This window comes from Sphingobium chlorophenolicum, assembly GCF_000722875.1.
In the GTDB taxonomy this organism is placed as follows: domain Bacteria; phylum Pseudomonadota; class Alphaproteobacteria; order Sphingomonadales; family Sphingomonadaceae; genus Sphingobium; species Sphingobium chlorophenolicum.
The window spans coordinates 39,708-56,309 of record NZ_JFHR01000015.1; the positions used below are offsets into that span (position 1 = coordinate 39,708).

Here is a 16,602-nt window from a genome sequence, read left to right on the forward strand (position 1 = left end):
CAGAGAAAAGGGCGTCCGGACCATCCGGACGCCCTTTTCTTTGGTTCGGTTAATTTCCTGATCTCAATCAATTGGCGAGCGCGAAAGTTATGTTACTGTAACAATAAGCTTCGGGGGGGGATATGCAGCGCAAGAACGAAAAATTCGTGGAGCGCCTGCCGCTCATCCCGCGAAGACCCTGGCACGCCTATTTCCTGACCACCTGCCTGTGCCTGACCGCGCTCGCCATTCGCAGCGCCGCCGAAATCATCCTGCCCATCGGCTATCCTTTCGTTTCCTTCTTCCCGGCGGTCATCCTCTCCTCCTTCCTCTTCGGCGTGCGGCCGGGCATCTATGCGGGGCTGCTCTGCGGCCTGCTGTCCTGGTATTTCTTCATCCCGCCGCGCATGGGCTTTCCCTTCAATCTGGGGGTCGTCCTGGCGCTGGCCTTCTACGGTGCGGTGGTGGCCGTGGACATCGCCCTCATCCATTTCCTGCAAAAGGCCAATTTCAACCTGGCGGTCGAACGCGAACGCAGCCACGCTCTGGCCGAAAACCGCGAACTGCTGTTCCACGAACTGCAACATCGCGTGTCCAACAATCTTCAGGTCGTGGCCGCCATGCTCTCGCTCCAGCGGCGCCATGTCGACCATGACCACGCCCGCCGCGCTCTGGACGACGCCTCGGCCCGGCTGGCGCTGGTCGGCCGCATCAGCCGCGCCCTCTACAATCCGTCGGGGCAGGGGCAGAATATCCGCGCCTTCCTGTCGACCCTGACCGCCGACGTGCTGGAGGCCAGCGGCCGCGAAGACATCGCCCTGACCATCGACGCGCCCGAAGACCTGATTTTCAAGCCCGACACGGCCGTACCCCTGGCGCTGATCGTGACGGAGGCGGTCAACAACGCCATCGAACATGGCCTGCCGCACCAGGGCGGCAGCATATCCGTCAGCCTGAACATGACGGACGACGGGATCAGCCTGAACGTCACCGACGACGGCAAGGGGCTGTCGGCCGATTTCGACCCCGCCTTCAACCAGAGCCTGGGCCTGCGCATTTCCAACGCGCTGGCCGGTCAGTTGAACGGCCGCTTCTCGCTCCATCCCGCGGCGAAGGGCGGCGCGACCGCCCGGCTCGACCTGCCCGTCCGCGCATAGTGACCCATCCCCTCCATTCTGCCGCTTGGCGAGGGCCATTCCCTCGGCTATGACCCGGCCATGCTGACGAAAACCATGACGCGCATCGGCGCGGCTACCGCACCGCTTCTGCTCGCCGCCCTGCTGTCGGGCTGCGCGACGTCGAAGAACAAGGCCGACACCCAATATGTCGCCCGCGATGTGTCCACGCTCTACAATGCGGGCAAATACCGGCTGGATCGCGGGCAGTACAAGCTCGCCGCCGCCCTGTTCGACGAGGTGGAGCGCCAGCATCCCTATTCCCCCTGGGCGCGCCGGGCGCAGCTCATGTCCGCCTTCAGCTATTATATGAACAAGGATTATCCGGAATCGATCGGCGCGTCGCAGCGTTTCCTGTCGATCCACACGGGCAACAAGGACGCGCCCTACGCTTATTATCTGATCGCGCTCTGCTATTATGAACAGATCGCCGACGTCACCCGCGACCAGAAGGTGACGAGCCAGGCGCTGGACGCGCTGGGCGAACTGATCCGCCGCTATCCCGACACGCGCTACGCCGCCGACGCCCGGCTGAAGCTCGACCTCGTCAACGATCACCTTGCGGGCAAGGAGATGGAGATCGGCCGCTTCTACCAGCGCCGGGGCCAATGGCTCGCCGCCACGCTGCGCTTCCGCACGGTGATCGACAAATATCAGACGACCACCCACACCCCCGAAGCGCTGGAGCGCCTGGTGGAATCCTATCTCTCGCTCGGCATCCCCGCCGAAGCGCAGAAGGCCGCCGCCGTGCTGGGCCGCAACTATCCGGGTTCGAAATGGTATGAGCGCAGCCACAAGCTGATGCGCGAACATCCGAACAAGGCCTGACCTGCTCTTATTCCCCTCCCTTCCAGGGAGGGGTTAGGGGTGGGTCGCGAGCGAAGCGAGCGCGCACTCCTTGCGTTCACCAGCGCCGCTGGCGCGGCACACCCACCCCCGGCCCCTCCCTGGAAGGGAGGGGGGAGTTTGACGCCTTGCTGACCGCTCTCTCCATCCGCAACGTCGTGCTGATAGAGGCGCTGGACCTGGATTTCGGGTCCGGCCTCGGCGTGCTGACCGGCGAGACGGGCGCAGGCAAGTCGATCCTGCTCGATTCGCTCGGCCTCGCGCTGGGCGCCCGCGCCGACAGCGGCCTCGTCCGCAATGGCGAAGCGCAGGCCAGCGTCACCGCGACCTTCGACACGCCCCGCGCCGACCATCGCGCCATCGACCTGCTGACCGAAAACGGCATAGACATCGATCCCGGCGAACCGCTGATCGTCCGCCGCATCGTCAAGGCCGACGGCGGCAGCCGCGCCTTCGTCAACGACCAGGCCTGCTCGGCCGCCCTGCTGCGCGACCTCGGCAGCGCGCTGGTCGAAATCCACGGCCAACACGACGATCGCGGCCTGCTCAACCCGCGTGGCCATCGCGCCCTGCTCGACGCCTATGGCCGCTGCGACACGGCCGCCGTCAGCGCCGCCCATCACGCCTGGCGCGCCGCCGCCGACCGCCTCGCGGAAAGCCGCGCCAGCGTCGAAACCGCCGCCCGCGACCGCGACTACCTCACCCACGCGGTCGACGAACTCACCCGCTTCGCCCCCGAACCCGGCGAGGAAGCCACGCTCGCCGAAGAACGCGCCACCATGCAGAAGGGCGCGCGCCTCTCCGACGATCTCTCCGCCGTCACCGAATGTTTCACCGGCTCCGACGGCGGCCTCGCCCAATTGCGTCAGGCCGCCCGCCGCCTCGACCGCATCGTCAGCGAATATGAACCGCTCGCCGAAGTCCTCGCCGCCCTCGACCGCGCCGTCATCGAAGCCAGCGAAGCCGAAGACCGCCTGGGCGAAGCCGCCGAGGCTTTGAGCTTCGATCCCGCCCGCCTCGACGCCATAGAAACCCGCCTGTTCGACCTGCGCGGCCTTGCCCGCAAACATCAGGTGCAGCCCGACGACCTCGCCGCCCTGCGCGACGAGATGGCCGCGAAACTGGCCGCCATCGAAGGCGGAGAGGAACATCTCGCTGCCCTCGAAGCCGATGTGAAGGCGAAGGCGGCGGCCTATCGCGAAGCCGCCCAGACCCTCTCCGCCGAACGCCGACAGGCCGCCGGAAAGCTGGACGCTGCCGTCGCCGCCGAACTCGCCCCGCTGAAACTGGACGCCGCCCGCTTCCGCACCGTCGTCGCGCCGCAGGACGAAGGCCAATGGGGCCCGCACGGCATGGATCGGGTGGAATTCGAAATCTCCACCAACCCCGGCGCGCCCTTCGCCCCCCTGGTCAAGATCGCATCGGGCGGCGAACTCTCCCGCTTCATCCTCGCGCTCAAGGTCGCGCTGGCCGAACAGGGCGGCGCGGACACGCTCATCTTCGACGAGATCGACCGCGGGGTAGGGGGCGCCGTCGCCTCGGCCATAGGCGACCGCCTCGCCCGCCTGTCGCAAACCAACCAGATATTGGTCGTCACCCACAGCCCGCAAGTGGCGGCACGGGGCGCAGGCCATATGTTGATCGCCAAATCCAGTGACGGCACCGTCACCCGCACCGGCGTCCACGCGCTGAGCGACGGAGAACGCCGCGAGGAAATCGCCCGCATGCTCTCCGGCGCCGAAATCACGGCAGAGGCGCGGGCGCAGGCCGAACGTCTGCTCGAAAAGTTATAAAGGCTTGATCCGGAGTCCCGCTCTTCTCCCTTCATCCACGACTGCAAGCCACCAGTTGCCCCATTTTCCTCCCCTCCCTGAAAGGGAGGGGCCGGGGGTGGGTAGTCGAGCGCAGCGAGGCTCGTTACGGCAGGGTTATGCGCTGCGTCGCCGAAGCAGCCCGACCACAAGCGACCGATTGCGGACATTAAATTCCTCCCTACGCGGAGCGTGGGGAGGGGGACCATGCGAAGCATGGTGGAGGGGAAATGCGGAGGTTGTGCCCCTTTCCCCTCCACCAGCCTCCGGCTGGTCCCCCTCCCCATCTATCGATGGGGAGGAATAGGATAGGTCCGCTTTCCACCCAATAACACCCCAACCCTCTGTGTCCCCCACCACCCCAGAATATCCGCTACCCGTGCGCAAAGCCCGACGCTAAAGACAGGCGCATGACCGATCCCAAGTCCATGACCGAAGCCGAAGCCGCCAACCGCCTGATGCGCCTCGCGCGCGAGATTGCGCGCCACAACCGCCTCTATCATGATCAGGACCAGCCGGAGATCACCGACGCCGCCTATGACGCGCTGATCCGCGAAAACAACGCGCTGGAAGCCGCCTTCCCGCACCTCATCCGCAGCGATTCCCCCAACGCCCAGGTCGGCGCCGCCCCCACATCGGCCCTCAAAAAGGTCCAGCACGCCGTCCGCATGATGAGCCTCGACAACGGCTTCGCGGATGAGGACATCGCCGAATTCATCGCCCGCGTCCGCCGCTTCCTCGCGCTCCCCGAGGACGCCCCCGTCGCCCTCACCGCCGAACCCAAGATTGACGGCCTGTCCTGCTCGCTGCGCTATGAAAAGGGCGAACTGGTCCTCGCCGCCACACGCGGCGACGGCACGACCGGAGAAGATGTCACCGCCAATGTCCGCACCATCCCGGACATCCCGCAACGCCTGACCGGCGACGCCATCCCCGACCTGTTCGAAATCCGGGGCGAAGTCTATATGGCCAAGGCCGATTTCGTCGCCCTCAACGACCGCCTGCTGGCCGAAGCCGAAGACCCCGAAAAGGCCCGCCAGTTCGCCAACCCCCGCAACGCCGCCGCCGGTTCCCTGCGCCAGAAGGACGCCGCCGTCACCGCCAGCCGCCCGCTGCGCTTCCTCGCCCATGGCTGGGGCGAAGTCAGCGCCGTCCCCGCGCAAACCCAGCTCGGCGTCATGCAGGCGATTGCGGGCTGGGGCCTGCCCGTCTCCGACCGCCTTACCTGCGTCGACACGCTGGAGGCGCTGATCGCCCACTACCGCGCCATCGAAGCCGCCAGAGCCGAACTGCCCTTCGACATTGACGGCGTGGTCTACAAGGTCGACCGGCTCGACTGGCAGCAGCGCCTGGGTTTCGTCGCCAAGGCCCCGCGCTGGGCCATCGCCCATAAATTCCCCGCCGAACGCGCCCAAACCACGCTCGAAGCCATCGACATCCAGGTCGGCCGCACCGGCAAGCTGACCCCGGTCGGCCGCCTGACCCCCGTCACTGTCGGCGGCGTCGTCGTCTCCAACGTCACCCTGCACAATGCGGACGAGATCGCCCGCCTCGGCGTCCGCCCCGGCGACCGCATCGTCGTCCAGCGCGCAGGCGACGTCATCCCGCAGGTGGTCGACAACCTGACCCGCGACGATCCGCGCAGCCCTTTCGCCTTCCCCGACCATTGCCCCGTCTGCCAGTCCGAAGCCGTGCGCGAGGAAGGGGAGGTCGACATCAGATGCACCGGCGGCCTGATCTGCGCCGCCCAGCGCTTCGAACGACTACGCCATTTCGTCAGCCGCGCCGCGCTCGATATCGAGGGACTGGGCGAAAAGAGCATAGAGGAATTTCTCGACCTCGGCTGGATCGCGGAACCGGCCGACATTTTCCGCCTGAAGTCCCATCGCCCCGACCTGCTGGGCCGGGAGGGCTGGAAGGAAAAATCCGTCGACAATCTCCTCGCCGCGATAGAGGCCAAGCGCCGCCCCGACGCCGCCCGCCTGCTCTTCGGCCTGGGCATCCGCCATATCGGCGCGGTGACGGCCCGCGACCTGCTGAAACGCTATACGACGTTGCCTGCCATCCACGGCCTGGCGAAGGAAATCATCGCCCTGCGCGCCGCCGCCGCTCCTGCGGAGGGGGAGGAGGAAAGCCGCTTCCGCAACCGCCTAGACAAGACCATCGCCGAACAGATCGGCGTGGAGAATGTCGGCTCGGCGGTCGGCCACGCGCTGGCCGATTTCTTCCACGAACCGCATAATGTGGATGTCTGGAACGACCTGCTGAGCGAAGTCTCCCCGCCCGATTATGTGGTCGAAACCACCGCCAGCGCGGTTACGGGCAAGACGGTCGTCTTCACCGGCAAGCTGGAAACCATGAGCCGCGACGAAGCCAAGGCGCAGGCCGAACGCCTGGGCGCCAAGGCCGCAGGCTCCGTCAGCGCGAAGACCGACCTGCTGGTCGCAGGCCCCGGCGCGGGCTCCAAACTGAAACAGGCCGCCGCGCTAGGGATCGAAGTGATCGACGAAGCCGCCTGGGCGGAGATCGTGAAAGCGGCGGGATAATCCCGCGATATTCAGTTCCCGACCTTCGCCTGCGCGAAAGCCACCAGCGAGCCGAACGTCTCGAACGTGTCGCCGTCGATATCCTCATCCTCGATCAGGATGCCGAATCGGTCCTCCATTTCGGTGAGCAGCCCGGCGACGGCCATGGAATCCAGTTCCGGCAGCGCCCCGAATAGCGGCGTGTCCGCATCGAAGGCGTCGACCCGGTCCTGCGACAGGGCCAGCACATCGCGCAGCAGGGCGCGCATCATCGTTTCGATATCCATTGCCCGGTCGACCGGTTGACTATTGTCCGCCCGCATGATGGGCGCCTACCTAATCGTTCCGATGCTAACCTACAAGCGCGGAAATGGCCGTGCGCGCCGCGGGCAGCCAGACGGAGGCGCGCCGGGGGTTGAAGAAATCCAGCCGGTACAGCGTCTCGCGCCGCTCCATCCAGTCGGTCTTGTAGCCATTGTCCCCCGTGCCATAATCGATCGTCGCGACATGATCGCGGTCGATGGCCTGGGCGAACATGGCATGGCTCAGCAGGCTGCCCGGCGAAGCGCCGTCGAACGCCTGATCATGCGCCAGCTTGTGGATCAGCGCCGTCCCATTCTCCACGGTCCACATCTGGGTGGCGACCGGCTGCTCCTCCAGCCGCGCAAAGCCCAGCCTCAGCGTCCCCGCAGCACTTTCCCGCTCCGCCAGCGCCCGCAGGAAGGACAGATTCGCTTCCGGCTGCTTCCAGCTTCGCCCATGCACCGCGACATAATCCCGCCACAGCGCATCGGTCAGCCGGTCCGAAATGCTCAGCGTGAAACGGCTGGCCCGGCCCTTGCGGCTGATCAGCGTACGCAGCCGCCCCGGCCTCTGCGCCCAATATTGCTCGAAGCTCCGCCCGTTCAGATCCAGTATATGCCGTCCGCCCATCGGCCGCCGGACCCCGAACCATCCGGCCCGGCGAAAGGCTTCGAGCAGCAGGTCCGAAGCCTCCGTCACCGGATAGAGGTCGACCTGTGCGCTGTCCTTCAACAAATTCTGCGCGATAACCTCCACCAACCGGCGGCGCACGGTCCAGTCAGGCGGCCCCAGAAAGACCGGCCCCCAATCGAAACTATACCAGTTGGCCAGAGCGCTCACCCGCCCGGCCTTGGGCGCGACCAGGAAAAGCCATGCCTGATGCTCCCCCTCCAACGCCTGAAAAATCCGCGCTTCCGTCGTCGCGAAACAATGCGCATGAAGCGATTCGAACCACTCGATCCGCTCGAACAGTGAAGACATGGCCGCCCGGTCGAGCGCATCGCCCAGCGCCTGACGCGCTTCCATGACGCTGCGATATTCCCTTGCGACCAGCAAACCATTATCTCCCCGGCGACGACTCCCCGAAATTAGGAAAAAAGTCTGGAGATGGAGTTAAGCGATTCCCCCCTGCCCATGATGGTCGACGGCGCGGAAGTGCGCCCCATCGACCATCTGCTGCTGCGCGGCGATCCGGCGCGCCCCGCGCTGGACGGCCGTTCGGGCACGCAAAGCTATGCCGAACTGGAAGTCACGCTGGGCCGCCTGGCCGCCTGGCTCGCCGGTTTCGGACTGGAAAAGGGCGCGCGAGTCGCAAGCTGGATCGCCAAGGGGCCGGTCGCCGCGCTGATGCCGCTCGCCGCACCCCGCGCCGGGCTGGTGCATCTACCGGTCAACCCGCTGCTCAAACATGCCCAGGTCGCCCATATTTTGGCCGACAGCGGCGCATCCCTCCTGATCGGCACCGCGAGTCGCCTCTCGACCCTGCACCCCTCCGACGTGCCGCAACCATGCCGCCTCCACCGGGAAGACGACGCGGCATGCGCGATGAGCGGCGGCGAGGCGCTGAATCCATCCGAAACCGCGCCGGACGATCTGGCCGCCATCCTCTACACCAGCGGCTCGACCGGACGGCCCAAGGGCGTGATGCTCAGCCACGCCAATCTCTGGCTGGGCGCGGCATCGGTAGCGCATTACCTCAATCTCACCCCGCAGGACCGGACGCTCTGCGTGCTCCCCTTCAGCTTCGACTATGGCCAGAATCAGCTTCTTTCCACATGGTTCGCGGGCGGCTGCGTCTATCCGCTCGACTATCTGACGCCCCGCGACGTGGTGAAGTCGGTCGACCGCCGCGACATCACCACGCTCGCCGGAGTGCCGCCGCTCTGGGTGCAACTCACTGAACTGGACTGGCCGGAGGAGGTGGCGGGCAAGCTCAAACGCCTCACCAACAGCGGCGGCGCGCTCACCCGCCCGCTGGTAGCGAAATTGCGGGCGCTGTTCCCGAAAGCCGACCTCTACCCCATGTACGGCCTGACCGAGGCCTTCCGCTCGACCTTCCTACCGCCCGCATTGGTGGAAAGCCACCCCGACAGCATGGGATCGGCCATCCCCCATGCGGAAATATTGGTCGTCCGCCCCGACGGAAGCATCACCGACGACGACGAACCGGGCGAACTGGTCCATTGCGGCCCGCTGGTTGCGCAGGGCTATTGGCGCGACGAAGCCCGCACCGCCGAACGCTTCAAGCCCGCCCCAAAAGCCTCCCGCTACGGCGGCATGGCGGTATGGTCCGGCGACACGGTGCGCCGCGACGCGCAGGGCCTGCTTTATTTCGTCGGCCGCGACGACGCGATGATCAAGTCCGCAGGCAACCGCATCAGCCCCACCGAAATAGAGGAAGCCGCCGCCGCCGTCGAAGGCGTGGCCGAAGCCGTAGCGCTGGGCATCAAGGACGACCGCCTGGGCCAGGCCGTCCTCCTCCTGTTGCGCGCCACCTCCCCGGAGCTAAAGGCGGAAGTCGAATCCCGGCTGAAGGCCGAACTCCCCAATTTCATGCAACCGCGAGAAATCCTCATGCTCCCCGAATTCCCTCGCAATCCCAATGGCAAGATCGACCGGGTGGCGCTGGCGAAGGCGCATGGCGCATGAAGCCGATGGGACCGATCCCCCCCTTCTTCACCAGCGAGGAGGGCATGTTGCTGATCGGCGGCAGCGGCGCGGCCAGCCTGGTCGACGAAGCAGGCGACACGCCCCTGTTCGTCTATGACATGGCCATAATAGAGGAGCAGGCACGGGCCTTCCGCGACGCCATGCCGCTCACCCTGTCGCTCCACTATGCGGTGAAGGCGAACCCCTATGCGCCCCTGCTGCAACGCATGGCGAAGCTGGTCGACGGCTTCGACGTGGCCTCCGGCGGCGAGCTGACGCGGGCGCTGGAGGCGGGCATGGACCCCGCCCATATCAGCTTCGCCGGGCCGGGAAAGCGCGACGACGAACTGATTGTCGCCATAGACAGCGGCGCGACGATCAATCTGGAATCGGAAGGCGAAGCGCGCCGCGCCATCGCCCTTGGCGAACAGCGCGGCCGAACGCCGAAACTGGCGATACGGGTAAACCCCGATTTCGACCTCAAAGGGTCCGGCATGCGCATGGGCGGCGGCGCCAAGCCCTTCGGCGTCGACGCGGATCGCGCCGCCGATCTCGCCCGCCGGGTGATCGACGCGGGGGCTGACTGGCGCGGCTGGCACATCTTCGCGGGCAGCCAGGCTTTGGGCGCGGAGGCGCTGATCGAAACGCAGGCGGCCACCATCGACCTCGCCACGCGCCTGTCCGATGCGGTGGGCGTCACGCCGCCGCTGGTCAATCTGGGCGGCGGCTTCGGCATCCCCTATTTCCCCGGCGACGAGCGTCTGGACATCCGGCCCATCGGCGAAGCGCTGGGCAAGCTGCTGGAGCAACGCGCCGACATATTGCAGGGCAGCGAATTCGCCATGGAACTGGGCCGCTGGCTGGTGGGCGAGGCGGGCGTCTATCTGACCCGCATAGTCGACATAAAGAAAAGCCAGGGCGAAACCTTCATCGTGGTCGACGGCGGCCTGCACCATCAACTGGCGGCCAGCGGCAATTTCGGCACGGTGGTCCGGCGCAACTATCCCATCGCCGTCGCCAACCGCTTCGGGCAGGCTCCCGCGCAGGAAGCCGCAACGGTCGTCGGCTGCCTCTGCACCCCCATCGACCGGCTGGGGGACAAGGTCGCGCTGCCGCCGGTGGAGGAGGGCGACCTGATCGCGATCTTCCTCGCCGGGGCCTATGGCGCGTCGGCCAGCCCCGCCGCTTTCCTTGGTCATCCGGCTCCCCTAGAACTTTTGATAGGCTGATTTGCCAACAACTTAACTCTAACGGTATATTTACCCTTTCCGGGCATGAAGGCTCCCAAAGCCTCGTGCCCGATGGCCCGCCTGTCCCTTGGCGGCCTCTTGCGCGCGGCCGCAAGCAAGAGGGTGAAGAGCATGCGTTTCCTGTCGGTTTCCCGGGCCTTGATCGGCGTATCGCTGCCTGCCATCGCCCTTTCCGGCTGCGCGTCGAACGGCAGCGCGCCGAACCTGCCGCCCGCATCCTTCGTCTCGACGCAGGAGGGGCCGGGCGAGGAATATGTGATCGGCCCGCTCGACGACCTCACCATCTTCGTGTGGCGAAACCCCGATCTGGGGGCGAAGGTTCAGGTGCGGCCGGACGGACGCATCACCACGCCGCTGATTTCGGACATGCCCGCCGTCGGCAAGACGCCCAAGCAACTGGCCGACGACCTGAAGGTCGCGCTCGGCAAATATATCGAAAATCCGCTGGTGTCGGTGATCGTCAACAATTTCTCCGGCACGTTCAGCCAGCAGGTGCGGATCGTCGGCGCGACGGAAAAGCCCGCGTCCATCCCGTACCGCGCCAACATGACCCTGCTGGACGCGATGATCTCCGTCGGCGGCCTGTCCGAATATGCGGCGGGCAACCGGGCGAAGCTGGTCCGCTTCAACCGGGAAAGCGGCAAGCAGCAGGAATATCAGGTCCGCCTGGGCGACCTGTTGAAGCGCGGCGACAGCAAGGCGAACGTCATGCTGGCGCCCGGCGACGTCATCATCATTCCCGAAAGCATGTTCTGACATGGCGGCGCTGGTCGACGAACTGCTGGTCATCCTGCACGGCATCTGGCTCCGCCGCTGGCTGGCGCTCGCCGTCGCATGGGGCGTGTGCCTGTTGGGCTGGCTGGGCATCGCGCTCATCCCCAACAGCTATGAATCGAAGGCGCGGGTCTATGTGAACACCCAGTCGCTGCTGGAGGACAAGGTGGGCATCACCCAGGTCCAGTCGCAGCAGGATCTGGATCGCGTGCGCCAGACGCTGGCCAGCACCGCCAATCTGGAACGGGTGGTCAAGGAAACCGACCTCAGCCGGACGGTCGACGGTCCCCGCGATCTGGCGGCCAAGATCGTCAAGCTGCGCGAAGGCATCATGGTCGTCGCGCAACTGGACCCCAGCATGATCGACATCAGCGCCACATGGGCCGATTCCGGCCTGTCGGACGGCGCCAATGCGCGCATTTCGCAGCAGATCGTGCAGAAGCTGGTCGACATCTTCCAGGAAACCAACCTGTCCTCCGACAAGGTCGAAACAAAACAGAGCCTCAGCTTCCTCGACCAGCAACTGGAGGCGCGGGGTAAGCAGCTTGCCGCCGCCGAACAGCGCCGCGTCGAATTCGAACAGCGCTATGCCGGGATGCTGCCGGGCGCGGGGTCGATCGGCCAGCGCATGGACGCCGCCCGGTCGGAAATCAATAGCATCGATTCGCAACTGGTGCAGGCGCAAAGCGCGCTGGCGGCGATGAACGGCCAGTTGGCTGGCACGCCGCAGACTTTGCCGGGCGTCGGCGCTTCGGGCGGCCCTTCGGCCCTGTCGCAGGCGCAGGCGGACCTTGCCTCCATGCGGGCGCGGGGCTTCACCAACAGCCATCCGGACGTGATCGCGGCCCAGCGGCAGGTCGACCTGCTGCGCGGGCAGGGCGGCGGCGGCGCGGGCAGCACGCCCAATCCCGCCTATCTCTCGATCCGCTCGATGCAGGCCGAACGCGCCGCGACGGTGCAGGGGCTTTCCGCCCGCAAGGCGCAGTTGCAGGCGGACCTGAACGCCATGGCATCCCGCCAGACCGACGAACCGGGCCTTGCCGCAGAGCAGGAACGGCTCGACCGCGACTATCAGGTGCTCAAGACCCAATATGACAAGATGCTGGCCGACCGGGAGGAAATCCGCCTGCGCGGCGACGTGAAGTCGGAAACCGGATCGATCCAGTTCCGCATCGTCAATCCGCCCAACCTGCCGACCGTGCCCGACGCGCCCAACCGGCCGCTGCTACTGCTGGGCGTGCTGATCCTGGGGATCGGCGCGGGCGTCGGCACGGCCTTCGCCATGGCGCAACTGAAGGGCGGCTTCCCCAATGCGGCGCGGCTGGAAAAGGCGCTGGGCGTGCCGGTGATCGGATCGATCAGCCAGACGGTGAACGCAGCGCAGGTCGCGGTGGAAAGGCAGCGGATGAAGTGGTTCGCGGGCGCCAGCGGCGGCCTTGCGGCGCTGTGCGTGCTGCTGGTCGTCATTGAATTCGTCCAGCGCGGACTGGCCTGAGGGGGGACTGGAAATGAACGAACATAAGTCCCTTTCCGGCGGAGGATCGCTGATCGAGCGGGCGACGCAGATTTACGATTTCGGCGCAGCCCTGCGCGGCCGGGCGGCTCCCGCGGTCGAAGTGCCGAAGGATGCGCCTGTCATAGAGGTCGCTCCGCCCGCGCCCATCGCCGCCGAAACGCCAGAGGCGGGCTATCGCGCGCCCGACTGGACCGGCCCGGTGCAGCCCATCGACCGCATCGCGCTGGTGGAGGCGGGCTATCTGCTGCCCGACGGCCCCGTCACCGCGATGAGCGAGGAATTCCGCCTGTTGAAGCGCGACCTGCTGGCCGAACTGGCGGGCAATGGACGCGGCAACCGCGTGCTGATCTGCTCCGCCCATAGCGGGGAGGGGAAGAGCTTCTGCGCGATCAATCTGGCGCTCAGCCTCGCGGCGGAAAAGGAGCGCGAAATCCTGCTGGTCGACGCCGATTTCGGCAAGCCCGGCATCCCTGAGGCGCTGGGCCTGAACGCCGGACCGGGCCTGATGGACGCGCTGGCCGATCCCGCCATCGCCATAGAAGATTGCGTGCTGCGCACCGACATTCCGTCCCTGTCCATCCTCCCGGCCGGACAGCGCAGCAATAACGACACTGAATATCTCGCCTCGGCGCGCACGGAAATGCTGCTCAACAGCCTGACCGAAGGCCGCCCCGACCGCATCATCCTGTTCGATTCGCCGCCCCTGCTGGCCGCCTCTCCGGCGGCGGTGCTGGCGGGCCATGTCGCCATCGCCCTGCTGGTGGTCCGCGCCGACCGCACCGGCGAAGGCGCGCTGCGCGACGCCGCCGGCCTGCTCAAGGGCGCGTCCAAGGTGAAGCTGCTGATGAACGGCGTGAATTTCGGCAGAAATAACCGCCGCTTCGGCAGCTATTATGCCCAGGCGCACAGTGCGGAGCAGGCAGACTGATGATCTCCCGCATCGCCCTCCTTCTCGCAGGCATCGCCCTGGCCTCGCCCGCCATCGCGCAGGACGAACGGCGCCGGGTCGACGTCACCCCCTATCTCGGCATCGATCAGGTGGTGGTCGCGCCGATCAAGGGCGATGGCGACGTCCTCACCTACACCAACGTCACCGCGGGCGTGACCGCCAGCATCCAGACCCGCCGTCTGGAGGCTTCGGCCGACCTGCAATATGCGCACAGCTTCGGCTGGGGCGGCGACCTGAGCGATCAGGACATCATCAGCGGCATCGTCAGCGGCCAATATGGCCTGGCGCGCGGCCTGACGCTGAACGCAGGCGGCCTCGCGACCCGCGTGCGAACCGATGGCCTGTCGGGCGCGTCAGTACGCAACGACGGCTATAGCAGCCAGGTCTATGCCGCCTATATCGGCCCGTCCTACACCACGCGGCTGGGCGACCTCGATATCGGCGCTTCCTATCGCCTCGGCTATGCGCGGGTGGAGGATGACGTGAATGTCGACTTCCCCGGCGCGCCGCTGGGCAACGGATTCGCCGAATCGACCACCCACGACCTGATGGGATCGGTGGGCGTCGGCCCCGGCGTCTGGATGCCGCTAGGCCTCGTCGCCAGCGCGGGCTACAGCCGGGAAGACGCGGACCAGCTCGACCAGCGTTTCGAGGACAAATGGGCACGGCTCGACGCGACCCTGCCGGTCTCGCCCACGCTCGCCCTGATCGGCGGCGTCGGTTATGAAAAAATAGAGGTCAGCCAGCGCTCTCCTTTGTTAGATTCCAATGGCTTACCGGTCATTTCCTCCAACGGCCGCTATGTCACCGATACCACGTCACCTCGCCAACTCATTTATGATTTCGACGACATCATCTGGGATGTCGGCGTCCTCTGGCGACCAAGCCACCGCACCTCGCTGACCGCCCGCGTCGGCGAACGCTATGGCGGGATGACTTATTCGGGCAGCTTCATCTGGCAGGGCCGCAACAAGTCCTTCGCCCTGGTGGTGTTCGACGGCATCGACAGTTTCGGCCGGGTCATCACCTCCAACGTCGCGGCGATGTCGGGCAGCGACCTCAACATCGTCCGCAACCCCTTCACCGGCGACTTCACCGGCTGCGCCTTCTCCACCACCGGTGGCGGGCAATGCTTCAACGATGCGCTGGCAGGCGTCACCGGCGTGAATTTCCGCTATCGCGGCGTCGCAGCCCAGTTCGCCGCAGAGCGGGGTCCATGGGGAATGGGCATCGGCCTTGGCTATTCGCAGCGCAAGTTCGTCACCCCCTCCGGCGAGACGGTGCTGGTGCGCGGCTCGCGGGACCAGAACTGGTACGGCAACGCCTCGCTCACTTACCGGGTCGACAGCCAGTCGAGCATCGATACGGCGGTCTACGCCAATTATTTCGACGCCAGCGGCAATCGCCTGGATGTGCTGAACCTGGGCGCCTTCACCAGCTATTACCGCCTGATCACGCGCAATTTGCAGGCGTCGGCCTCGGTCGGCGTCGACAGCGCCAAGGCGGACAATCTGGACGCCGTCATCAACGCCATGGGCCAGCTTGGCCTTCGCTACACTTTTTAAGCCAATGCCCGGTCGGGTGGAGAGATAGACATGTACGATCAGTTCTACGGATTGCAGGGACGCCCGTTCCAGCTAACGCCGGACCCGCATTTCTATTTCGAAAGCGCGACCCATCGCAAGGCGCTGTCCTATCTGGGCTACGGCCTGGCGCAGGGTGAGGGCTTCATCGTCATCACCGGCGACATCGGCGCGGGCAAGACGACGCTGGTCGGGCACCTCATGAACACCATCGACCCTTCGCGACTGACGGCGGTCAAGATCGTCTCTACCCAGGTCGAAGGCGACGACATGCTGCGCCTCGCCGCCCAGAGCTTCGGCCTTGCCGTCGACGGCATGCCCAAGGCGCAGATATTGAAGCAGATCGAAGCCTATCTCCACGCACAGGCGCGGGCGGGCAAGCGGTCGCTGCTGATCGTCGATGAGGCGCAGAACCTGCCGATCTCGGCCATCGAGGAATTGCGGATGCTCTCCAACTTCCAGTTGGGTGGGCAGTCGCTGTTGCAGATTTTCCTGCTGGGCCAGCCGGAATTTCGCGACCTGCTGAAGTCGCCGGAACTGGAACAACTCCGCCAGCGCGTGATCGCCACCCATCATCTCGACCCGATGATGCGGCGCGAGGTCGAACCCTATATCCTGCACCGCCTGTCGCTGGTCGGCTGGCAAGGCGATCCGCAATTCACGCCGGAGGCCTTCGCCGCCATCTATGCCGCGACCGGCGGCGTGCCGCGCCGGATCAACGTGCTGGTGAGCCGGGTGCTGTTGCTGGGTGCGCTCGATCAATTGTCGGTGATCGATGCGGAAGTGGTTTATGCGGTCGTCAACGACATGGGCGCCGACGCCGACGTAACGCCCGAACCGATGGCGCGCAGCGTGCTGGACGATGCCGAGGAACTGGCCGAGGCGCCTGCGCCGGTCGCCGCCGATCCGGCCGTGTCGGAAGAAGTCTTGGCGCTCCGGGCCGAAGTCGAAGCCCTGCGCAGCGCGCCGCCGGAACCGGCGGCCGGTCTGCTGGAAGAAATCGCCTCATTGCGGGCGGAAATCGATACGTTGCGAGCGGAGAACGACTTTGCCCGCGCCGTGCCGACCGTCGATCCCGAAGCGCTCAAGGACTGCTTCACCCTGATCGAGGAACGGCTTTCCACCCTGGAATTCCGCGTGACCGAACAGGATACGGCGCTGCGCCGGGTGCTGACTTTGCTGGTCGAATGGGTCGAGCGCGAGGAACGGATGGGCGATGCGCCGCACAGCGCCGCTGCGTGA

At 66.2% G+C, this 16,602-nt stretch carries 13 protein-coding genes; 11 read left to right on the top strand and 2 right to left on the bottom strand.

Annotated elements, in window-relative coordinates; translation table 11 throughout:
- Positions 1-122 precede the first annotated feature (122 nt).
- From BV95_RS08345 to ligA, 4 genes are all read left to right on the top strand, one after another.
- Positions 123-1,136 (top strand): sensor histidine kinase, encoded by a 1,014-nt coding sequence (locus tag BV95_RS08345; RefSeq protein WP_037449991.1) that lies wholly within the window; start codon positions 123-125, stop codon positions 1,134-1,136.
- A 60-nt stretch (positions 1,137-1,196) separates the two neighbouring features.
- Positions 1,197-1,982, top strand: coding sequence for an outer membrane protein assembly factor BamD (locus tag BV95_RS08350; protein ID WP_037449994.1), 786 nt, complete (start codon positions 1,197-1,199; stop codon positions 1,980-1,982).
- A gap of 146 nt (positions 1,983-2,128) precedes the next feature.
- The gene (gene recN / locus BV95_RS08355; protein WP_037449996.1) at positions 2,129-3,793 is read left to right on the top strand and encodes a DNA repair protein RecN; all 1,665 of its coding nucleotides are present in this window, start codon (positions 2,129-2,131) and stop codon (positions 3,791-3,793) included.
- 428 nt (positions 3,794-4,221) lie between these two features.
- A complete protein-coding gene (ligA, locus tag BV95_RS08360; protein WP_037449999.1) occupies positions 4,222-6,357 on the top strand; it encodes an NAD-dependent DNA ligase LigA in 2,136 nt (711 codons plus the stop codon).
- An 11-nt stretch (positions 6,358-6,368) separates the two neighbouring features.
- On the opposite strand, the gene BV95_RS08365 is transcribed toward ligA, so the two are convergent.
- A complete protein-coding gene (locus BV95_RS08365; RefSeq protein ID WP_037450001.1) occupies positions 6,369-6,659 on the bottom strand; it encodes an acyl carrier protein in 291 nt (96 codons plus the stop codon).
- A 28-nt stretch (positions 6,660-6,687) separates the two neighbouring features.
- The gene (locus BV95_RS08370; RefSeq protein ID WP_037450003.1) at positions 6,688-7,695 is read right to left on the bottom strand and encodes a GNAT family N-acetyltransferase; all 1,008 of its coding nucleotides are present in this window, start codon (positions 7,693-7,695) and stop codon (positions 6,688-6,690) included.
- A gap of 51 nt (positions 7,696-7,746) precedes the next feature.
- Between BV95_RS08370 and BV95_RS08375 the strand changes: the two genes are divergently transcribed.
- The 7 genes from BV95_RS08375 (at position 7,747) to BV95_RS08405 (ending at position 16,602) form a co-directional block, all read left to right on the top strand.
- A complete protein-coding gene (locus BV95_RS08375) occupies positions 7,747-9,288 on the top strand; it encodes an acyl-CoA ligase (AMP-forming), exosortase A system-associated (RefSeq protein WP_037450005.1) in 1,542 nt (513 codons plus the stop codon).
- Positions 9,285-10,517: a pyridoxal-dependent decarboxylase, exosortase A system-associated gene (locus BV95_RS08380; RefSeq protein WP_037450007.1), complete on the top strand. Its 1,233-nt coding sequence runs from the start codon at positions 9,285-9,287 to the stop codon at positions 10,515-10,517. Before BV95_RS08375 ends, BV95_RS08380 begins: the two co-directional genes overlap by 4 nt.
- A 132-nt stretch (positions 10,518-10,649) precedes the next feature.
- Entirely contained in the window at positions 10,650-11,294 is a 645-nt protein-coding gene (locus BV95_RS08385; RefSeq protein ID WP_037450128.1) for an XrtA/PEP-CTERM system exopolysaccharide export protein, read from the top strand.
- A 1-nt stretch (position 11,295) separates the two neighbouring features.
- Positions 11,296-12,807, top strand: coding sequence for an XrtA system polysaccharide chain length determinant (locus tag BV95_RS08390; RefSeq protein WP_037450010.1), 1,512 nt, complete (start codon positions 11,296-11,298; stop codon positions 12,805-12,807).
- A gap of 13 nt (positions 12,808-12,820) precedes the next feature.
- Positions 12,821-13,756 carry a P-loop NTPase family protein gene (locus BV95_RS08395; protein ID WP_037450014.1) on the top strand — a complete coding sequence of 312 codons (936 nt, stop codon included), beginning with the start codon at positions 12,821-12,823 and terminating at the stop codon, positions 13,754-13,756.
- Positions 13,756-15,342, top strand: coding sequence for a hypothetical protein (locus tag BV95_RS08400; RefSeq protein WP_037450017.1), 1,587 nt, complete (start codon positions 13,756-13,758; stop codon positions 15,340-15,342). The genes BV95_RS08395 and BV95_RS08400 overlap by 1 nt, the downstream gene beginning before the upstream one ends.
- Before the next feature lie 30 nt (positions 15,343-15,372).
- A complete protein-coding gene (locus tag BV95_RS08405; protein ID WP_037450020.1) occupies positions 15,373-16,602 on the top strand; it encodes an XrtA/PEP-CTERM system-associated ATPase in 1,230 nt (409 codons plus the stop codon).

Coding starts and splice junctions, on each gene's coding strand:
- BV95_RS08345 (WP_037449991.1), top strand. CDS start 123: ATGCAGCGCAAGAACGAAAAATTCGTGGAGCGCCTGCCGCTCATCCCG.
- BV95_RS08395 (WP_037450014.1), top strand. CDS start 12,821: ATGAACGAACATAAGTCCCTTTCCGGCGGAGGATCGCTGATCGAGCGG.
- BV95_RS08390 (WP_037450010.1), top strand. CDS start 11,296: ATGGCGGCGCTGGTCGACGAACTGCTGGTCATCCTGCACGGCATCTGG.
- BV95_RS08365 (WP_037450001.1), bottom strand. CDS start 6,659: ATGCGGGCGGACAATAGTCAACCGGTCGACCGGGCAATGGATATCGAA.
- BV95_RS08380 (WP_037450007.1), top strand. CDS start 9,285: ATGAAGCCGATGGGACCGATCCCCCCCTTCTTCACCAGCGAGGAGGGC.
- BV95_RS08375 (WP_037450005.1), top strand. CDS start 7,747: ATGGAGTTAAGCGATTCCCCCCTGCCCATGATGGTCGACGGCGCGGAA.
- BV95_RS08385 (WP_037450128.1), top strand. CDS start 10,650: ATGCGTTTCCTGTCGGTTTCCCGGGCCTTGATCGGCGTATCGCTGCCT.
- ligA (WP_037449999.1), top strand. CDS start 4,222: ATGACCGATCCCAAGTCCATGACCGAAGCCGAAGCCGCCAACCGCCTG.
- BV95_RS08405 (WP_037450020.1), top strand. CDS start 15,373: ATGTACGATCAGTTCTACGGATTGCAGGGACGCCCGTTCCAGCTAACG.
- BV95_RS08400 (WP_037450017.1), top strand. CDS start 13,756: ATGATCTCCCGCATCGCCCTCCTTCTCGCAGGCATCGCCCTGGCCTCG.
- BV95_RS08350 (WP_037449994.1), top strand. CDS start 1,197: ATGCTGACGAAAACCATGACGCGCATCGGCGCGGCTACCGCACCGCTT.